This is a genomic window from Catellatospora sp. IY07-71 (genome assembly GCF_018326265.1).
GTDB lineage: Bacteria > Actinomycetota > Actinomycetes > Mycobacteriales > Micromonosporaceae > Catellatospora.
In genome coordinates, this window is the sequence record NZ_AP023360.1 from 798,665 (window position 1) to 816,574 (window position 17,910).

Annotated in this window: 18 protein-coding genes and 3 tRNA genes; 3 read left to right on the top strand and 18 right to left on the bottom strand. The window is 68.0% G+C overall.

Features of this window, described 5'->3' with window-relative positions; all coding sequences use genetic code 11:
* Nucleotides 1-48: 48 nt before the first annotated feature.
* The 16 genes from CS0771_RS03625 to CS0771_RS03700 form a co-directional block, all read right to left on the bottom strand.
* On the bottom strand, nt 49-3,480 hold the full coding sequence (locus CS0771_RS03625; RefSeq protein ID WP_212839763.1) for a DNA-directed RNA polymerase subunit beta: 3,432 nt from the start codon (nt 3,478-3,480) through the stop codon (nt 49-51).
* Nucleotides 3,481-3,558: 78 nt separating this feature from the next.
* Nucleotides 3,559-3,705: a hypothetical protein gene (locus CS0771_RS03630; protein WP_203741757.1), complete on the bottom strand. Its 147-nt coding sequence runs from the start codon at nt 3,703-3,705 to the stop codon at nt 3,559-3,561.
* Between the two features lie 227 nt (nt 3,706-3,932).
* Complete coding sequence (gene rplL, locus CS0771_RS03635) at nt 3,933-4,316, bottom strand: 50S ribosomal protein L7/L12 (protein WP_212839764.1); 384 nt, start codon at nt 4,314-4,316, stop codon at nt 3,933-3,935.
* Between the two features lie 82 nt (nt 4,317-4,398).
* The gene (rplJ, locus tag CS0771_RS03640) at nt 4,399-4,935 is read right to left on the bottom strand and encodes a 50S ribosomal protein L10 (RefSeq protein WP_203741761.1); all 537 of its coding nucleotides are present in this window, start codon (nt 4,933-4,935) and stop codon (nt 4,399-4,401) included.
* 718 nt (nt 4,936-5,653) lie between these two features.
* Nucleotides 5,654-6,364, bottom strand: coding sequence for a 50S ribosomal protein L1 (rplA, locus tag CS0771_RS03645; RefSeq protein WP_203741763.1), 711 nt, complete (start codon nt 6,362-6,364; stop codon nt 5,654-5,656).
* Nucleotides 6,365-6,457: 93 nt separating this feature from the next.
* Complete coding sequence (gene rplK, locus CS0771_RS03650) at nt 6,458-6,889, bottom strand: 50S ribosomal protein L11 (RefSeq protein WP_212839765.1); 432 nt, start codon at nt 6,887-6,889, stop codon at nt 6,458-6,460.
* A gap of 238 nt (nt 6,890-7,127) precedes the next feature.
* Complete coding sequence (gene nusG, locus CS0771_RS03655; protein WP_203741767.1) at nt 7,128-7,832, bottom strand: transcription termination/antitermination protein NusG; 705 nt, start codon at nt 7,830-7,832, stop codon at nt 7,128-7,130.
* Nucleotides 7,833-7,857: 25 nt separating this feature from the next.
* Nucleotides 7,858-8,250: a preprotein translocase subunit SecE gene (gene secE / locus CS0771_RS03660; protein ID WP_212839766.1), complete on the bottom strand. Its 393-nt coding sequence runs from the start codon at nt 8,248-8,250 to the stop codon at nt 7,858-7,860.
* Nucleotides 8,251-8,468: 218 nt separating this feature from the next.
* A tRNA-Trp gene (locus CS0771_RS03665) sits at nt 8,469-8,541 on the bottom strand.
* A gap of 150 nt (nt 8,542-8,691) precedes the next feature.
* Nucleotides 8,692-9,099 carry a MaoC family dehydratase gene (locus tag CS0771_RS03670; protein WP_371821345.1) on the bottom strand — a complete coding sequence of 136 codons (408 nt, stop codon included), beginning with the start codon at nt 9,097-9,099 and terminating at the stop codon, nt 8,692-8,694.
* Nucleotide 9,100: 1 nt separating this feature from the next.
* Nucleotides 9,101-9,550: a MaoC family dehydratase N-terminal domain-containing protein gene (locus tag CS0771_RS03675; protein WP_212839768.1), complete on the bottom strand. Its 450-nt coding sequence runs from the start codon at nt 9,548-9,550 to the stop codon at nt 9,101-9,103.
* A gap of 76 nt (nt 9,551-9,626) precedes the next feature.
* Entirely contained in the window at nt 9,627-9,794 is a 168-nt protein-coding gene (gene rpmG, locus CS0771_RS03680) for a 50S ribosomal protein L33 (protein ID WP_018347744.1), read from the bottom strand.
* A gap of 176 nt (nt 9,795-9,970) precedes the next feature.
* Nucleotides 9,971-10,043: transfer RNA gene (locus tag CS0771_RS03685), tRNA-Met, on the bottom strand.
* A 38-nt stretch (nt 10,044-10,081) separates the two neighbouring features.
* Nucleotides 10,082-10,154: transfer RNA gene (locus CS0771_RS03690), tRNA-Thr, on the bottom strand.
* Between the two features lie 106 nt (nt 10,155-10,260).
* Complete coding sequence (locus CS0771_RS03695) at nt 10,261-12,714, bottom strand: sensor domain-containing phosphodiesterase (protein WP_212839769.1); 2,454 nt, start codon at nt 12,712-12,714, stop codon at nt 10,261-10,263.
* A 116-nt stretch (nt 12,715-12,830) separates the two neighbouring features.
* The gene (locus CS0771_RS03700; protein ID WP_212839770.1) at nt 12,831-12,995 is read right to left on the bottom strand and encodes a hypothetical protein; all 165 of its coding nucleotides are present in this window, start codon (nt 12,993-12,995) and stop codon (nt 12,831-12,833) included.
* A 327-nt stretch (nt 12,996-13,322) separates the two neighbouring features.
* Between CS0771_RS03700 and CS0771_RS03705 the strand changes: the two genes are divergently transcribed.
* The 3 genes from CS0771_RS03705 (at nt 13,323) to CS0771_RS03715 (ending at nt 15,381) form a co-directional block, all read left to right on the top strand.
* Nucleotides 13,323-13,544: a hypothetical protein gene (locus CS0771_RS03705; protein ID WP_203741779.1), complete on the top strand. Its 222-nt coding sequence runs from the start codon at nt 13,323-13,325 to the stop codon at nt 13,542-13,544.
* A 296-nt stretch (nt 13,545-13,840) separates the two neighbouring features.
* Entirely contained in the window at nt 13,841-14,311 is a 471-nt protein-coding gene (locus CS0771_RS03710; protein ID WP_212839771.1) for a hypothetical protein, read from the top strand.
* Between the two features lie 542 nt (nt 14,312-14,853).
* The gene (locus CS0771_RS03715) at nt 14,854-15,381 is read left to right on the top strand and encodes a DUF2510 domain-containing protein (protein ID WP_212839772.1); all 528 of its coding nucleotides are present in this window, start codon (nt 14,854-14,856) and stop codon (nt 15,379-15,381) included.
* A gap of 78 nt (nt 15,382-15,459) precedes the next feature.
* Here CS0771_RS03715 and CS0771_RS03720 read toward each other — a convergent pair whose 3' ends face one another.
* Together CS0771_RS03720 and CS0771_RS03725 are read right to left on the bottom strand one after the other, a co-directional pair.
* Nucleotides 15,460-16,371 (bottom strand): hypothetical protein, encoded by a 912-nt coding sequence (locus CS0771_RS03720; protein WP_212839773.1) that lies wholly within the window; start codon nt 16,369-16,371, stop codon nt 15,460-15,462.
* Nucleotides 16,368-16,970, bottom strand: coding sequence for a hypothetical protein (locus CS0771_RS03725; protein ID WP_212839774.1), 603 nt, complete (start codon nt 16,968-16,970; stop codon nt 16,368-16,370). Before CS0771_RS03725 ends, CS0771_RS03720 begins: the two co-directional genes overlap by 4 nt.
* Between the last annotated feature and the right edge of the window lie 940 nt (nt 16,971-17,910).

Here is a 17,910-nt window from a genome sequence, read left to right on the forward strand (position 1 = left end):
GCGGAGGCGTCCTCCACACGCCGGAGCGCGCGGAGGACGCCTTTTACATCAGACTTCCTCGACGCTGCTCGGCTCCCGCCGGGACAGATCGATACCGAGCTCCTCCGCCGCCCGGAACACCTCGTCGTCGGTCTCGCGCATCTCCAGGGCCACGCCGTCGCTGGACAGCACCTCGACGTTCAGGCACAGCGACTGGAGCTCCTTGAGCAGCACCTTGAACGACTCCGGGATGCCCGGCTCGGGGATGTTCTCGCCCTTGACGATGGCCTCGTACACCTTCACGCGGCCCAGCACGTCGTCGGACTTGATCGTCAGCAGCTCCTGCAGCGCGTAGGCCGCGCCGTAGGCCTGCATCGCCCAGCACTCCATCTCACCGAAGCGCTGACCGCCGAACTGCGCCTTACCACCCAGCGGCTGCTGCGTGATCATCGAGTACGGGCCGGTCGACCGGGCGTGGATCTTGTCATCCACCAGGTGGTTCAGCTTCAGGATGTACATGTAGCCGACCGAGATCGGGTCCGGCAGCGGCTCGCCGGACCGGCCGTCGAACAGCTTGGCCTTGCCCGACTCGCCGATCAGCTGCAGGCCGTCCCGGTTGGGCAGGGTGCTGCCGAGCAGGCCGGCGATCTCGTCGTCGTGCGCGCCGTCGAAGACCGGGGTGGCCACGTTCGTGTTGGCCTCGGCCTCGTGCGCGCCGATCGAGCGCAGCGCCTTCTTCCACTCGGCGTCCTCGCCCGCCACCTTCCAGCCGGTCTTCGCGACCCAGCCCAGGTGGACCTCGAGAACCTGGCCGATGTTCATTCGGCCGGGCACGCCCAGCGGGTTGAGCACGATGTCGACCGGGGTGCCGTCCTCCAGGAACGGCATGTCCTCGACCGGAAGGATCTTGGAGATGACACCCTTGTTGCCGTGGCGGCCGGCGAGCTTGTCACCGTCCTGGATCTTGCGCTTCTGGGCCACGTACACCCGGACCAGCTCGTTGACGCCCGGGGGCAGCTCGTCGCCGTCCTCGCGGGAGAACGTGCGCACGCCGATGACCGTGCCGGTCTCGCCGTGCGGCACCTTCAGCGAGGTGTCGCGGACCTCGCGCGCCTTCTCCCCGAAGATCGCGCGGAGCAGCCGCTCCTCCGGGGTCAGCTCGGTCTCGCCCTTGGGCGTGACCTTGCCGACCAGGATGTCGCCCGGCACGACCTCGGCGCCGATCCGGATGATGCCCCGCTCGTCCAGGTCCGCCAGCATCTCCTCGCTGACGTTCGGGATGTCGCGGGTGATCTCCTCCGGGCCCAGCTTGGTGTCGCGGGCGTCGACCTCGTGCTCCTCGATGTGGATCGAGGTGAGCACGTCCTCCTGCACCAGACGCTGGGACAGGATGATCGCGTCCTCGTAGTTGTGGCCCTCCCACGGCATGAAGGCGACCAGCAGGTTGCGGCCGAGCGCCATCTCACCGTTGTCGGTGCAGGGACCGTCGGCGATGACCTGACCGGCCTCGACGCGGGCGCCCTCCAGCACCACCGGCTTCTGGTTCACGCAGGAACCCGAGTTCGACCGGCGGAACTTGTGCAGCAGGTAGGTCCGGCGGAAGCCGTCGTCCTGGTGCACGGTGATGTAGTCGGCGCACAGGTCCTCGACCACGCCGCCGACCTCGGCCACGACCACGTCGCCGGCGTCGGTCGCGGCACGGTACTCCATACCCGTGCCGACCAGCGGGGCCTCGGCCTTGACCAGCGGCACCGCCTGACGCTGCATGTTCGCGCCCATGAGCGCGCGGTTGGCGTCGTCGTGCTCGAGGAACGGGATCATCGCGGTGGCCACGGAGACCATCTGCCGCGGCGACACGTCCATGTAGTCGACCTGCGCCGGCGGCACGTAGTCGACCTCACCGCCCTTACGGCGAACCAGCACGCGGTCCTCGGCGAAGGAGCCGTCGCCCATGAGCACGGCGTTGGCCTGCGCCTTGACGAACCGGTCCTCCTCGTCCGCGGTCAGGTAGTCGATCTGGTCGGTGACCTTGCCGTCGACGACCTTGCGGTACGGCGTCTCGACGAAGCCGAACGGGTTGACCCGCGCGAACGTCGAGAGCGCGCCGATCAGGCCGATGTTCGGGCCTTCCGGCGTCTCGATCGGGCACATGCGGCCGTAGTGCGACGGGTGCACGTCACGGACCTCGAAGCCGGCGCGGTCACGCGACAGACCACCCGGGCCGAGCGCCGACAGGCGGCGCCGGTGGGTCAGACCCGCGAGCGGGTTGGTCTGGTCCATGAACTGCGACAGCTGCGACGTGCCGAAGAACTCCTTGATCGCCGCCACCACCGGGCGGATGTTGATCAGGGTCTGCGGCGTGATCGCCTCGACGTCCTGCGTCGTCATGCGCTCGCGCACGACGCGCTCCATGCGGGAGAGGCCGACCCGAACCTGGTTCTGGATCAGCTCGCCGACGGTGCGCAGGCGGCGGTTGCCGAAGTGGTCGATGTCGTCGGCCTCGTAGCCCTCCTCGCCCGCGTGCAGGCGAGCCAGGTATTCCACGGTGGCGACGATGTCGTCCTCGGTGAGCGTCCCGGTGGTGATCGGGACGTCCAGCTCCAGCTTCTTGTTGAACTTGTAGCGCCCGACCTTGGCGACGTCGTACCGCTTCGGGTTGAAGAAGAGGTTGTCGAGCAGGGTCTGGGCGTTCTCGCGGGTCGGCGGCTCGCCAGGGCGCAGCTTGCGGTAGATGTCGAGCAGCGCCTCGTCCTGACCGGCGATGTGGTCCTTCTCGAGCGTCGTCATCAGCAGCTCGGACCACGCGAAGCGCTCGCGGATCTGGTCGTTCGTCCAGCCGATCGCCTTCAGCAGGACGGTGACGGCCTGCCGGCGCTTGCGGTCGATACGGACGCCGACGGTGTCGCGCTTGTCGATGTCGAACTCCAGCCAGGCACCCCGGCTCGGGATGACCTTGACGCTGGAGAGGTCGCGGTCGGAGGTCTTGTCCGGCTCCTTGGCGAAGTACACGCCCGGGGAACGGACAAGCTGGCTGACCACGATGCGCTCGGTGCCGTTGATGATGAAGGTGCCCTTCGGCGTCATCATCGGGAAGTCACCCATGAACACGGTCTGGCTCTTGATCTCGCCAGTCGAGTTGTTGGTGAACTCCGCGGTCACGAACAGCGGCGCGCAGTAGGTGAGGTCCTTCTCCTTGCACTCCTCGATGGAGGCCTTCACCTCGTCGAAGCGAGGGTCGGAGAAGCTGAGCGACATGGTGCCGGAGAAGTCCTCGATCGGGCTGATCTCCTCGAGGATCTCCGCGAGGCCCGAACGGGCGTCAGCGAGCGCCGACGAACGGGACTGCCAGGACTCATTGCCGACAAGCCAGTCAAAAGACTCGGTTTGGATAGCGAGCAGGTTGGGCACTTCGAGGTGTTCGGTAATCCTGCCAAAGGAGATCCGGCGAGGAGCGAACGCGCTCGACGATCGACTGGTCTTCGCAGGGCGGGAGGCTGCCAAGATACGTCCTTCCGAGGACCGGTGGTGCAACGGCCGTTACGCGAGCAACCCGACAGGCCCCTGGTCCAGATCCGATCGTCACAGACAATCCGGCAATCCGGGCAGGGGAAAAGTCGAAGGGCAGCGCAAACTAGCAGTGTAGCCGAAGCACAGACCGCTGTCGAGCACCCACGGCAGGCTTTCGCAGAACGTGCTCCAGGACACCTTCAGATCGGTGTCCGCCACGCTCCGCATCCTGTCCGCTACTAACTCGGAAGGTCGTACTGAAGAAAGACTGCCTGGAGTCGCCCTTTCCGTCAAGACCCGGCGACGGGTTCCAGTGTCCGGTACTGCGTCAAGTTGGTCTCAACGCGAGTTTGTCCTGCATACGCGAAGGGTGGGCTCCCTGTCGGGAAGCCCACCCTTCGACCGTGGTCACCGCACCGGCGCGGCGGCCGGGCGGTGACCGGAGATCACTTGAGGGTGACCTTGGCGCCCTCGGCCTCGAGCTTGGCCTTGGCCTTCTCGGCGGTCTCCTTGTTGGCCTTCTCCAGGATCGCCTTCGGCGCGGCCTCGACCACGTCCTTGGCCTCCTTCAGGCCCAGGCCGGTCAGCTCACGCACGACCTTGATGACCTGGATCTTCTTGCCACCGTCGGACTCGAGGACGACGTCGAACTCGTCCTTCTCCTCCGGGGCCTCGGCGGTGGCAGCCGGGCCGGCCGGGCCCGCGACGGCGACCGGCGCGGCGGCCTTCACGTCGAACGTGCTCTCGAACTCCTTGACGAACTCGGAGAGCTCGATCAGGGTCATCTCCTTGAAAGCGTCAAGGAGCTCGGTGGTGCTCAGCTTCGCCATGTCAGGCGTCCTTTCGTACTGGGTCTACACGCCGCGGCAGGTAACCGCGAGCAGATGGGGCTGCGGATGACGTCGACGCCCGTCAGGCGTCGGCGCCCTCCTTCTCGCGCTTGTCCTGCAGAGCGGCGGCCGTGCGGACGGCCTTGGCCAGCGGAGCCTGGAAGAGCGCCGCGGCGTTGCTCATGCTCGCCTTCATCGCGCCGGCCAGCTTGGCCAGCAGCACCTCGCGGGACTCGAGGTCGGCAAGCTTGGCGACGTCAGCCGCCGTGATCGCCTTGCCCTCGAAGACACCGCCCTTGATGACGAGCAGCGGGTTCGCCTTCGCGAACTCCTTCAGGCCCTTCGCGGCCTCGACGACATCGCCGGAGACGAAGGCGAGCGCGGTAGGACCGGTGAACAGAGCGTCGAGACCGGTCAGACCGGCGTCGGTCGCGGCGCGCTTGGCAAGCGTGTTCTTGGCAACGGTGTACTCGGCACCGCCCATGGAACGACGCAGGTCAGTGAGCTGCTTCACGGTGAGACCGCGGTACTCGGTGAGCACCACGGCGCCCGAGTTCTGGAAGCGCTCCTTGAGCTCCGCGACAGTGCCGGCCTTGTCGGCACGGATCTTGTCCGCCATGTCCCCTCCTCTCTCGTACTCCAGGCTGGTCTCGCCGGACCCGGCACCTGCAGCGGGAGGGAAACGAAAACGCCCCGGCGCAGGGGCGCACGGGGCTTCACACGGCGGCGCGGGGCCGCTCGAAAGGCTCACCGTTCTTCCCTGCGCGGGCCGCCCGTGTCCCGCTCGTTGCCGAGCGACGGGGCCTTCGATCGTGCTCCGGAGTGCTCCGGATCAGATGACCAGCGGTCTTTGGGTGGAACTGTTGGCGGTAACGATACGTGACCTGCTTCGCCCCCGCCAAATCGGGGTGGTGTGACGCAGCTTGTACATCGCCGAGCTGATCCGGGCCGGGGTGCTCCGCCGGACGAGCGGCTGCCTTCTCGGGGGGCGTGCCCTCCCGCGAGATCGCTGGTTCGTGTCGAAAAGTGCGGCTGGACCGCAGGTTCCGACACGAACCACCGATCTTCGCCGGCAACCGCCCGGCACCACCCCACGCTCGACAGAGGTTGATCGCGATCTCGTGTCGAAATGTGGGGCCAGACCGCAGGTTCCGACACGAGATCGCGATCATGCGGCGTAGGCAGCGCGGTAGCGGCGCGGGGGAGGTGGTGGGCCGGGCCGGGCGACGCCGCCGGGGCGGGGCACGGCTGGATGGATCGTGGCGGCGGGGCCGGGAAAGCGGAAAGGCGCCGCCCGCGGGTGCGGGTGGCGCCTTTCGCGTGGGTGGAGAGGCGGATCAGGCCTCTTCGCCCTGCAGGTTGCGCGTCACGTTCGGGTCGACCGGGATGCCGGGGCCCATGGTGGTGGTGACGAACACCTTCTTGAGGTACTTGCCCTTGGACGCCGACGGCTTCGACCGCAGGACCTCCTCCAGCACCGCGGCGTAGTTGTCCACCAGCTGCTCGGCGGTGAACGAGGCCTTGCCGATGATCAGGTGCAGGTTCGAGTGCTTGTCCACCCGGAAGGTGATCTTGCCGCCCTTGATGTCCGACACCGCCTTGGCGATGTCCATGGTCACCGTGCCGGTCTTCGGGTTCGGCATGAGGCCGCGCGGGCCCAGGATCCGCGCGATCCGGCCGATCTTGGCCATCTGGTCCGGCGTCGCGATCGCGGCGTCGAAGTCCAGCCAGCCCTCCTGAATGCGGGCCACCAGCTCGTCGGTCCCGACGGCGTCGGCGCCGGCGGCGGTCGCCTCGGCGGCCTTCTCGCCGGAGGCGAAGACGATGACGCGGGCGGTCTTACCGGTGCCGTGCGGCAGGTTGACCACGCCGCGGACCATCTGGTCCGCCTTGCGGGGGTCGACGCCGAGGCGCATCGCGACCTCGACCGTGGCGTCGAACTTGACCTTGGTGGTGTCCTTGGCCAGCTTGATGGCCTCGACCGGGGTGTACAGCTTGTTCCGGTCGACCTGCTCAGCGGCCTTGTTGTAGCTCTTGCCGTGCTTCATTTCTCAAGATCTCCTGTGGTTGTGTCGAGCCCTGTCCCGGGCCCTCCCACGACGTTCGGGGTCACCGTCTGCGGCGGGCGCCGCGAGCGGCGTTCAGTCCTTGACGGTGATGCCCATCGACCGGGCGGTGCCGGCGATGATGCGCTCGGCCATGTCCAGGTCGTTGGCGTTCAGGTCGGCCATCTTCTTCTCGGCGATCTCGCGCACCTGGGCGCGGGTCACCGAACCGACCTTGGTGGTGTGCGGCGTGCCGGAGCCCTTGGCCACACCGGCCGCCTTGATGAGCAGGCGCGCCGCCGGCGGGGTCTTCAGCACGAACGTGAACGAACGGTCCTCGTACACGCTGATCTGGGCCGGGATGATGTCGCCGCGCGACGACTCGGTCTGGGCGTTGTACGCCTTGCAGAACTCCATGATGTTCACACCGTGCTGACCCAGCGCCGGGCCGACCGGCGGAGCCGGAGTGGCCTGGCCGGCCTTGAGCTGCAGCGTGAACGTCTTGACGAGTTTCTTCTTCGGAGGCATGTCTACTTCCTGGGACTTGTCGACCCGCCGGATCGGCGGATCGCGGGTGGTTTACACCGGACCGGCCGGTGCATTGAGCGCGCACGGTCAGCGCGCGGCACAGGCCGGACGTTCTAGGTTAGCGCATACTCGCGGGCGCCGATTCGGCGAGGTGGCCCCTACCGGGCCGGACGTGGCCGAGACGACTCGCGGCGGGCGCCCGGAGGCACCCGCCGCGACATCACGTCCGCATGACAGCTCAGATCTTGGCGACCTGGTTGAAGTTCAGCTCGACCGGGGTCTCCCGGCCGAAGATCGACACCAGCACCTTGAGCTTCTGCTGGTCGGCGTTGATCTCGGAGATCGTGGCCGGCAGCGAGGCGAAGGCGCCGTCGGTCACCGTGACCGAGTCGCCGACCTCGAAGTCAAGCACCCTGACCTCGGCCTTGGCCTTCTTCGCCGGCCCGCCCGGCTGCTCGACCGCGGGCAGCAGCCACTTGAGCACCTCGTCGAGGCTCAGCGGCGCCGGGCGGTCGGCACGGTCGGTGGCACCCACGAACCCGGTCACGCCCGGCGTGTTGCGCACGCAGGAGTAGGACTCCGGCGTCAGGTCCATGCGGACCAGCAGGTAGCCGGGGAAGACCTTGCTCTGCACCTGGGTGCGCTTGCCGTTCTTGACCTCGACCTCTTCGCGGGTCGGCACCTCGACCTGGAAGATGTACTCCTCCATGTCGAGGCTCGTGATCCGGGTCTCTAGGTTGGTCTTGACCTTGTTCTCGTAACCGGCGTACGAGTGCACCACGTACCAGTCGCCGGGCGCGAAGCGCAGCTTCTGCCGCAGCTCCGCCGCCGGGTCGAACTCGTCGTCAGCGGGCTCCGTCACGAGGGTGGGCTCCTCGGACACCGCGACCGCGGAGGTCAGCTCGGTGTCGTCCGTGTGGGCCGTCTCGTCGTACTCAGGCACGTAGCTCGCTCACTTCCCTAGGTTTTTACTTCGGCTCACCGAAGACGAACAGCACACCCTTGGCGTAGAGGTAGTCGAGCCCCACCACGATCGCCATGACGGCCGAGACGAACACCAGCACCACGGCGGTGTAGGTCAGCAGCTCATTACGGGTCGGCCAGATGACCTTACGCAGCTCGGCGACGACCTCACGGACAAAACGTCCGATCCTGCCGAAGAAACCGACCTTCTCGGACTTCTCGGCACTCTTGACCGCCCGCGAGTCCTTGCCGTCGGTCACCTTGCGCGACTTGGTCGCGGTGCCCCGGCCGCCGGCGACGGTCTCGTCGTCCTGGGCGTCATCGTCGACAGCGTCGTCGAACACGTCGTCAACGTGCTCGGCCGCGGCGTCCTCGCCACGTCGGTTGCTCTCGGCCACTTCGCCCTACTTCCATCTCGCGGGGTGGTGTCGGAACCGTGAAGGGACACGGTCCCGTGTGCCCCCGCAGTGTCCGCGAGGTGCACCTGTTCTGGCCCGCCCCCTGTGGGGCCGATGCGGGCCATACGACCATGGTCCGCGGCCGGCGGTCGTCGCGGAGGACAACCGGTGAGCCGTTCCACCAGGATCGCCCACCGCGGGCCGGCAGGCCAAAGCCGCAGGGGCGACAGGACTCGAACCTGCAACCTGCGGTTTTGGAGACCGCTGCGCTGCCAATTGCGCCACACCCCTGTGCGGGAAACTCGCCCCACCGATGGCCGAGAGCCACCGGCGGAGGTCATTAACCCCACGGCCGACCAGTGTACGGGTAGATGGGCGGGTGGGCCAACTGGCTCTCCCTATTTTCTCTCGCCACCGGCCGGCCGTCGCCGGAACCGGCTATCAGATTTGCCTGATCATGGCCCTGGCCTGCGCCAACACCTTCTCGCCCGCGCAGATGGCGGTGAGGTCGAAGGTGACCAGACCGTCCTCCGACACGCTCTTGACCACCGCGGTGAACTCCACCTCGGTGCCCTCGTCGGTGTCCGGCACCGGCACCGGCCGGGTGAACCGGGCCTGGATGTCCAGCACCGCGTCGGCCGACCCGGCCCAGCCCGTGGCCGCCCGGCCTGCCAGCGCCATCGTGTACATGCCGTGCGCGATCACCCCGGGCAGTCCCACGCCGACGGCGGTGCGCTCGCTCCAGTGGATGGGATTGAAGTCACCCGAGGCCCCCGCGTAGCGGATCAGGTCCGCCCGGGTCACCCGGAACGTCTGCAGCGGCAGCTGCTGGCCCTTCTCGAACGCCAACTCACTCACCATGCCCTCGGACGACGAGCTTGCACCAGACCGTGACCACCGGCTCGCCGGCCGGGGTGGCCAGCTCCGCGCGGGTGGTGAGGAAGTCGTGCCCGCCCCGCTGGGTGACGTCGTCGATGCTGCTGACCACGACGAGCTCGTCCCCGGCGACGATCGGGCGGCGGTAGGCGAAACGCTGGTCGCCGTGGACCACCCGGCTGTAGTCCATGCCCAGCTCGGGGTCCGTGACGATCTGCTCCATCGCGGCGAAGCTCAGGATGATCGGGAAGGTGGGCGGCGCCACCACGTCGCGGTAGCCGACCTTCTGCGCGGCCTCCACGTCGTGGTACAGGGCGTCCTCCGCGCCGATCGCGGTGGCGAACTCCCGGATCTTCTCGCGCCCCACCTGGTAGGGCTCGGTCGGCGGATAGGTCCGCCCGACGAATGACTGGTCCAACGGCATACCCAGCAACCTATGCCAGCAGGGGGCGGCCCTGACGGGCCGCCCCCTGCCGGGAACGTCTGCTGAACCGCTGAGGTCAGCGGGTTTCGCGGTGCGCGGTGTGCTTGCCGCAGCGCGGGCAGAACTTCTTCAGCTCAATCCGATCCGGGTCGTTACGCCGGTTCTTCTTGGTGATGTAGTTCCGCTCCTTGCAGTCCACGCACGCCATGGTGATCTTTGGACGTACGTCAGTCGCCTTGGCCACGGGAGTGCCTCTTCCTAGACAAGCTGCTTAAGTTACCGACATGCCAGAATAGGCCGCGCCCATCCAGACATGCAAAAAGGCCCGCCAGTGGCGATCCTTACACCGTGCGACCAGCCAGACAAAGCCGACTCTGGTCTCGCGTTGGACTGGCTGTGCGCCAGTGCATCAACACAGCGTAGCGGTGGCCGGATTTGAACCGGCGACACAGCGATTATGAGCCGCTTGCTCTGCCAACTGAGCTACACCGCTGGGCGGCCCTCCCGATGGATGCACCGGGAGTCCGGTCGAGCCCCCTTACGGAATCGAACCGTAGACCTTCTCCTTACCATGGAGACGCTCTGCCGACTGAGCTAAGGGGGCGTGCTCGCTGCCTGGTGGTTTCCCACCTCGCCGCGCGCCTTGGTAAGAGTACACAACATCGGCGCTCTCGCGAAATCGGGTTCCCCCGACGCGCCGCGGGGCTTTCTCAGCCGACCGCGCGCAGGCGGCGCACCTCGCCCAGCGGGGTCGGCTCGGCGTCGGTCTGGGCGCCCAGCCAGGCCTCCAGCCGCTCGTATGGCAGCGGCCGGCTGAACAGGAAGCCCTGGCCGATGTCGCAGCCGATCTCCTCCAGCAGCTCCAGCGTCAGCTCGCTCTCCACGCCCTCGGCGACCACGCTCAGCCCGAAGTGCCGCGAGATGTCCACCACGGCCCGCACGATCGCCAGGTCGCCCGGGTCGGTCGCCATGCCCTGCACGAACGACCGGTCCACCTTCACCTCGTGCACGGGCAGCCGGCGCAGGTACGACAGCGACGAGTAGCCGGTGCCGAAGTCGTCCACGGACAGGTGCACGCCCAGGTCGTACAGGCGGCGCAGGGTAGGCAGCAGCCGGTCGACGCCGTCCACCACCCCGTCCTCGGTGATCTCCAGGGTGAGCCGGTCGGGCGAGACGCCGTACTCCTGCAGCAGCGCGTCCACCCGGTCGGGGAAGGCCGGGTCGACCAGGGTGCGCGGGGACAGGTTGACCGCCACCGACAGCGGCCGGCCCGCGTCGACCCACTGCCGGGCGCGGCGCAGACCCTCCCGCAGCACCACCTCGGTCAGCCGGGACAGCTGGCCGGTGTGCTCGGCGACCGCGACGAAGTCCTCCGGCTGCACCGCGCCGTGCGTCGGGTGCTCCCAGCGGGCCAGGCACTCGACCCCGACCAGGCGGCGGTCCCGCAGCGTGACCTTGGGCTGGAAGTACACCTCCAGCTCGCCGTTGTCCAGGGCGCGGCGCAGATCTCCGGCGAGCCCGAGCCGCCGCACCGAGCGCGACTCCAGCGCCAGGTCGAACAGCTGCACGCCGCCCGCCAGCGACTTGGCCGCGTGGGTGGCCACGTCGGCGCGCTGGATCAGCGTCGCCGGATCGGAGCCGTGCTCCGGGTGCAGGCTCACCCCGACCGCGGCGTCCACGTCGAGCGTCAGCGAGCCGAAGGTCATCCGGTCCTGCAGGCGGCGGCGCAGATCGGCGGCCAGCTCCAGGGCGGCCGCGGCGTTGGGCAGCCGCAGCGTCACCACGAACTCGTCGCCGCCCACCCGGCCCACCAGGGCCGCCGGCGGCGACAGGGTGCGCAGCCGGGTGGCCACCTCGGCCAGCAGCTGGTCGCCCGCGGCGTGGCCGAGCGAGTCGTTCACGTCCCGCAGCCCGTCGACGTCGAACATCAGCACCGCGACGACCTCGCCGGGCGCGCGCACCCGCACCGCCTCCTCCAGCGCCTGGCTGATGCGGCGCCGGTTGGGCAGCGCGGTGAGCGCGTCGTGGTACGCGTCGAAGCGCAGGCGGTCGACCAGGCGGTTGTTCTCGACGGCCGCCGCGGCGTGCGCGGCCACCGCCTCCAGCAGGCGCACGTCGGCCTGGCCGAAGCTCAGGTTGTCGCCGAGCCGGCCGGCCACCTCCAGCGTGCCGATGACCGCCGAGCTGGCCCGCAGCGGCACCACGATCGCGTCCTTGGCGCCGAAGTCGCGCAGCTGGGCGCGCAGGTTGTCGTCGCCGAGCTTCTTGCTCACCGCGACGGTCTGCCCCGTCTCCACCGCCTGCTTGCGCAGGGACTCCGGCGAGCCCGCGACATCCAGCAGGCCCTTGTCGTCGGGGCGCGAGCTGAGCAGCACCTCCGGGTGACGGCCCTGCGCGGGCATCCACAGCGTGGCGTACTCCGCGCCGAGCAGCCGCCGCACCCGGCCCAGCAGCACGTCGGGCAGCGTCCCGTCGTGGGGCGTGTCGGAGATGGCGGCGGTCAGGTCGTAGATCTCGGTCAGCGTCCGGTGCTGGTTCATCGACCCCGCGTAGCCGCGATAGGCGAGCGCGAAGAACACCAGCAGGACCGCGAGCAGCAGGTACGCCGCGGCACCCTGCTGCAGGATGACCAGCACGGCCAGGCCGATGGTGGTGTTGAAGAGCATCACCACGGCGGCGGGCACCACGGTGGCGGCCAGCTCCTGCGGCGCGAACCGGCCCTGCACCAGCGTGATCACGCCGACCACGCCCGCCGCGCTGACCAGGATGGTGGTCAGCACCGCCGCCACCAGCACGCCCCAGCTGCGCGGGTCGTCCGCCTTCAGCGGGCCGCCCTGCAGCACGACCAGGTTGGCGCAGGCGGTGCTGGCGCCCATCAGGGTGATGTTGAAGGCGGCCTTGACCGGCGCGGCCTTGCGGCGCCACTGCGCCAGCGCCACCACGGCCAGCCGTACCAGGATGAGCGTGATGGGCGGCAGGAAACACAGGCCCAGCAGGAACGGGATGTCGGCCAGGGTCAGGATCACCGTGTGCCGGCGCACCTCGAAGTGCAGCACGGTCAGCTCGGCGACGAGGAACAGGCCGAAGAAGACGAGGCCGAGCCACCACTTGCCGAGCGGCTCGGGCGACTCGTGCAGCGTGATGGCGCTGAGCAACAGCGTCATCAGCGCGAGTGGCCCGGTTATCAACCAGGAGAGCTCAGGCGATCGTTGGACGCGCCGGTCAGTCCTCGCCAATGCCGTTCGCCCAATCCATTCGGTGTCGTCCTAGCCGAGCGGGCTCAGCCCCACTCGAGGCTGCGCTCCTCCAGGCCGGTCTCCGCCGGGCCGTCGGTGGGCTCGGCGGCGGGCGCGGAACCCCACTCCAGGGAGTCGGTGTAGGACAGCGAACGCTTGGGGACGACATCGCCATCGAACGAGTACCGGGCCGCGGCCGGGGAAGCCACAGCAGCGACGGTCGCCACGCCGAGGACCGCGATGATTGCGCCGCGGCCCAGAAGGGCGCAAATCTTGTTCGTACGCATCGTCGACTCCACGAATACAGCGGGACGCCAGGGGGCTGACATGGATCGTGCCACAATCGCTGGCACCGGAGGAAGCCCGCAGGGCGTGCCACGCCGCCGACACGCGGAATTCTAGCCGTTCGGTGGTGATTCGGTAGTCCAGCCGCACCGCTGCTCCTGAACCGCCGGAGCACGAGTCACCACTGTACGTCCCCGTGCCGCGCCCGGATAGTCTTCTGCGCTCGTTCGAACATGTGTACGATGCCGCTCATGATGCGACTGGTTGAGCACCGATGGAACGGCACGACGGCGAGTTACCGGCGGCAGGACGTGTTCCTGCGCGTCAATCCGGCCGGGCCGTGGGAGGTCGAGCACCGCCAGCACGGCAAGTCCGTGATGCGGGAGTACGCCACCGAAAGAGAGGCCCGGCGCGTCGCCGACGGCCTCTGTGCGCAGGGCGAATGGCGCAATCTGGAGCACCTGCACCGCTGAGCCGGCCGACCGGCGAGCCGCGCCACCGCGAGGCGCGGACCCGCCCCGCCGGTCGCCGAGGCGGCGGCACGCATCGATGGCCCTACCATCCGCGGATGCCGTTCCCCACCCGCCTCGGCACGACCGCACAGCCCGCCACAGCCCTCGGCATCGTGCGCACGATGTCCGCCGAGGTCCGCACGATCACCCGGACGGGCGACGTCCTCCGCGAACACCGCCCACCTCGTGCAAGGACGGGCGCTGACACGCGGGCCGATTATTGCAATTCATTGGCAACAGCAGGAGACTCGCAACTTGTGAGTGGGCCTGGTGTCGTCGTCGAGGTCATCGTGCTGTCCGAGCAGGCAGGCGTGCTGTATTACCGCGACCTGCGCACGCCGGTGTCCGGTGGGGCGCACCCGGACGACGTCGCCCGGCAGCTCGCCGGACTCTCGCCGTGCACCGAGGGCGGCCTGCTGCACTCCACCTCGTGGCGGGCGGCCGAGGGCACGGTCGTGCTGACGTACGCCGCGCTGCCGGATCTGCGGCCGCGGGATACCCGGCCGGTGCGGCTGGACGCGGCGAGCGCCGGCGCGCATCCACTCACACCCAGCCCTCTCACGGTGGACCTGGACGCGGTCGCCGCGCACGCCTGCCGGCATCTCGCCCTGCTCGCCCTGACCGACGGCACCGTAGAGGCCGCGGCGCGGCAGCTGCCGCGGCTGTGGGAGCCGATCGGCAAGCTCTCCCCCGGCCCGGCCGGAGCGCTGGGCGCCGTCGCCGCCTGAGCCGCCACGCGGGGTGGTACGTCTACCGGGCGGCGACATGATCGCAGTTTCGTGTCGAAGGGTGCGGCTGGACTCAAGCTTCAGACACGAGACCGCGATCTTCGCCGCGAAGGCGCCCCTATACGGAAAGAGCCCCCGACCGGTTCGTCCGGTCAGAGGCTCCTCTGCTGCTGGTGGCGGGTAGAGGATTCGAACCTCTGTAGCTTTCGCGACGGATTTACAGACGGCATGATGTACCGCTTCTGAACTGCGAAAACGCACACTAGTGCCCAAACTTTGACGAGAAATCCCCGATCTTGGCCACTCAAGTGAGGGGTATATCAGATATATATACTACGTTGATTAAGCTTCCATCCTGGACTTGAGGAGCGGGCGGCAACGGCCAGAGACAGGCTGAAACACAGAGACAGAGGCTGATGCCTGTGTGTTTCAGCCTCCTTCCTGCGTCAGCGAAGGAAGCCGAACTGATCATGCCGACCTACGGCAATGGTGGTTGACGGATACCGCTAGGCTCCTGCCTCCACGGGGACTAGGAGAATCCCATGACGGAGCCGCCGCCGGCCGGGTGGTACCCGGGCACGAACGACTACCTGCGCTACTGGACCGGAGAACGCTGGACGGATCACACCGCCCCAGCGGGCCGGGAGCTGCCGGCACCGGACCCCTCGACCTGCGTCGCCTCCGGCGCACCCCGGTCCGTCCTAGCCCGGACTCTGCTCACCATGGTGATGCTGGGGTCGCTGCTTATCCTCGCCAACCGGGCCGCCGAGTTCGGGCTCGCTGCGCTGTCGCTGCCGACCCGTGGCGTCCTGCGCGACTGGGGCGCCCTAGGAGTGCTCGCCCTCGCGCTGTTCCTGCCCGCGGCTCGGGTCGGCTACCGCAAGCGCGACCTCCTCCTGCTGCTCATCCCGTTCTATAGCTTTTTCCTGGCCTGCCGGATCATCTGGCGGATTGCGTACTTGCCGTTCGCAGACTGGCTGCCGCGCGAGGAAGACACGGCGAACTGGCGGCAAGTCCCGCACCCCACGCTCCCGGGCGAACTGCTGTACGCCCGCGTCCGGCGGGACTGAACGATCTCTCGACCTGCCGGGGATCGGACCCTACAGCTCAGGCGTACGGAGACTTTGACCTCCGTCAAGGGGACGCGCTCAGAACAGTTGGTCGTGCGTACCGGCGTAGCCGACGAAGACCAGCCGCTTCTGCATCCGTATGCCGAGCAGGTTGACCGCGTCGATCTCGTCGACACGAACACTGACGGTGTTGCCCAAGGGCAGGTTCAGCCCGAGCACGGCTTCCTCGCCTTCGACGTGGATCTCCAGCTTCCTCTTGTGCCCCTCCTTGATGGTGAACGAGTTCAAGGAGATCTCCACGACGCGTCCCGTGATGGTGCGTTCGGTTCGGAGCCTGTCGCTATCCCAGAGCTGGCGTACGTGACGACGCGCACGGGAGGTGAGCTGCGATCGGCGATGGCGCCCATCGCCGGTGCGCCACCTCATGTCCAGGGAGAGATTGTGCCGCTCGAGTACCGATACCAGCTCGCGCAGCGCGCGGAGCATCTGCTCGTGGTCGCTGAACTCGCGTAGATCCTCTTCGTTCTCAGCCGCATCGTGCAGCCGAGTCAGTAGCTCGATCAGCCCGTCAACAGGGTCAACCGTAACTTCCAGACCATCGGGATCCGTGACTTCCGGCATGGATGGCTTGAGGTGGAGCACCGCGCTGCCCGCGGTGATGTGACTCAAGGCGAAGGTCGGCACGGTCCTCATGCGCAGCGCTTTCGCCGCGCCGGCCACCTCGCTGTCGAACCCGCTGAAGATCTCCTTGGTAACGTAAGTGTCCAGCTCGCCGGGCTTCACCCTCTCGCCGAATAGGCGGAGAGAGAGGTAGCGCACCATCCGCCCGTCGGGGTGGTACTCGCGCAGCGTCTCATAGTGGTTGACGTCGAGCGCCTCGACCAGGTCCACCTCGTCGTCCGGGCGCCCGGCACCGCCGAGCCGTTCCCACAGTTCTTCGAGGTCGCGCGGGTCATGGCCGAAGTAGCGGTCGTCGGGCTGCCTGCTCACGGGACCACCTCCAAATAGCCGCGCGTCCATTGCCCAGTCTCCTCGGTGGGCTCGAATTTGTCTTCACCGTCGGGGCGCGCACGCTGCCACCAGTCGTCCATGGCTCCGCGCCACAGCCCGTACTCGCGCTCTGCCGCAAGGCTCTGGGCATCACCTCGCAGCAGGTCCCACGGGCTGCGAAACCACCGATAGGCGACAACCGTCGGGGCGACAGCGAAGGCGTTCTTCATCTTGGTGCGGTTCTTCAGGATGGCGAGGCGCTCATTAATGCCCTGGTTCGTACATTCCGTGACAATAGCGCCGTCCGTGATGACCGTAAGGTCGACATTCCCAGGGTCGACCTTCGAGCTGATGAAGCTGCCGCCGAGCCACACCGACTTGATTAGGCTGCGCCCGTCAAGGATGGGCGCGACCCGGTCCTCAGCCGCGCGCCACAGCGCGAGGTACTTCGTCAGGCCGTCCCACCGGTCCAGGCGCGTCGCGGAGTCCTTAAACCGGCTGTCCTCAACGAACCGCTCCCTGACCTGCTCCATGGTCACCTTGTAGCGCCCTGGCGGCAGGTGGCCGTTTCTGGCGAACTCCGGGATCACAGGGGACATGCAACGGCACGATACCGAGCAATAGCTCTCCGTGCGGTCCCTCAAACGTCGCACTCCGGACAGCAACAAAGCGGTCTCGTCCTCCGATCGGAGGACGAGACCGCCCGTGACTCGCGCCAAGGCGGTGCATATGGCTTGATCGATGAGTTGTCGAGGTGGAAGATGGACGCCTCCGTAGAGGCCGATGCCTACGTGTTTCAGCAATCTGTCCGTCCGTTGCGGCCCGCGCCCGATCGCGCGACCGCCAGCCGCTCGGTAGACGCCGTGCGCGGCTTGCCGCAGACAACGCCCTTCGGCCGCGTTAGCGGCCCGGTGATGAGGCTCACGCAGCGAGTCCGTCCTTCTTGGCGCTCCCCGGCCCGCTTCAGCAGCGTGGCCAGCCCGCCCAAGGCCACGACCTGCCCTGTCAGTGGTGGCCAATCCGGACACATCTGATTGATGGCAGTTTCTGCCGCGCTGACAGCCACCCCGCCCTCGGCGACCGCAAGGTGCGGTGACACGGTGACAAAGCTGCGTGCTGCGCAGAGTTTTCCCAGGCCAGCACCGTTTGAGGCTGTCACCATCGTGCGGTGACAGGTGGTGACAACGGTGACAGCGGACTCGGCGCCTCACGCGGCACCTCACTCGTGCACGAGCCGCCGGCCAGGCCCGTCGATATGGCCAGCACACGCGGCCCCGGTCGCCAAGGTGCCGCACCAGACAGGTGTGCCTCTATATATAGGCTGCCGCTCACATCCACGACGTCGGCAGCGCCGACCCAGTCTGCCAAAACCCGGGCGTCGTCGGGCCGTCGGACTGGTCGTCGGTTGGCTGGCGAACTGGTAGGCGTCCAAGATCCTGCGACCCTGAGCGCTGACAGCCCCGTGAGCTGACCTGTCAGCGGTCAACGGCCCGGGGAAGGAAACCCCACTCCCTATCGGGATTCCTCCCCAGGGGCTTG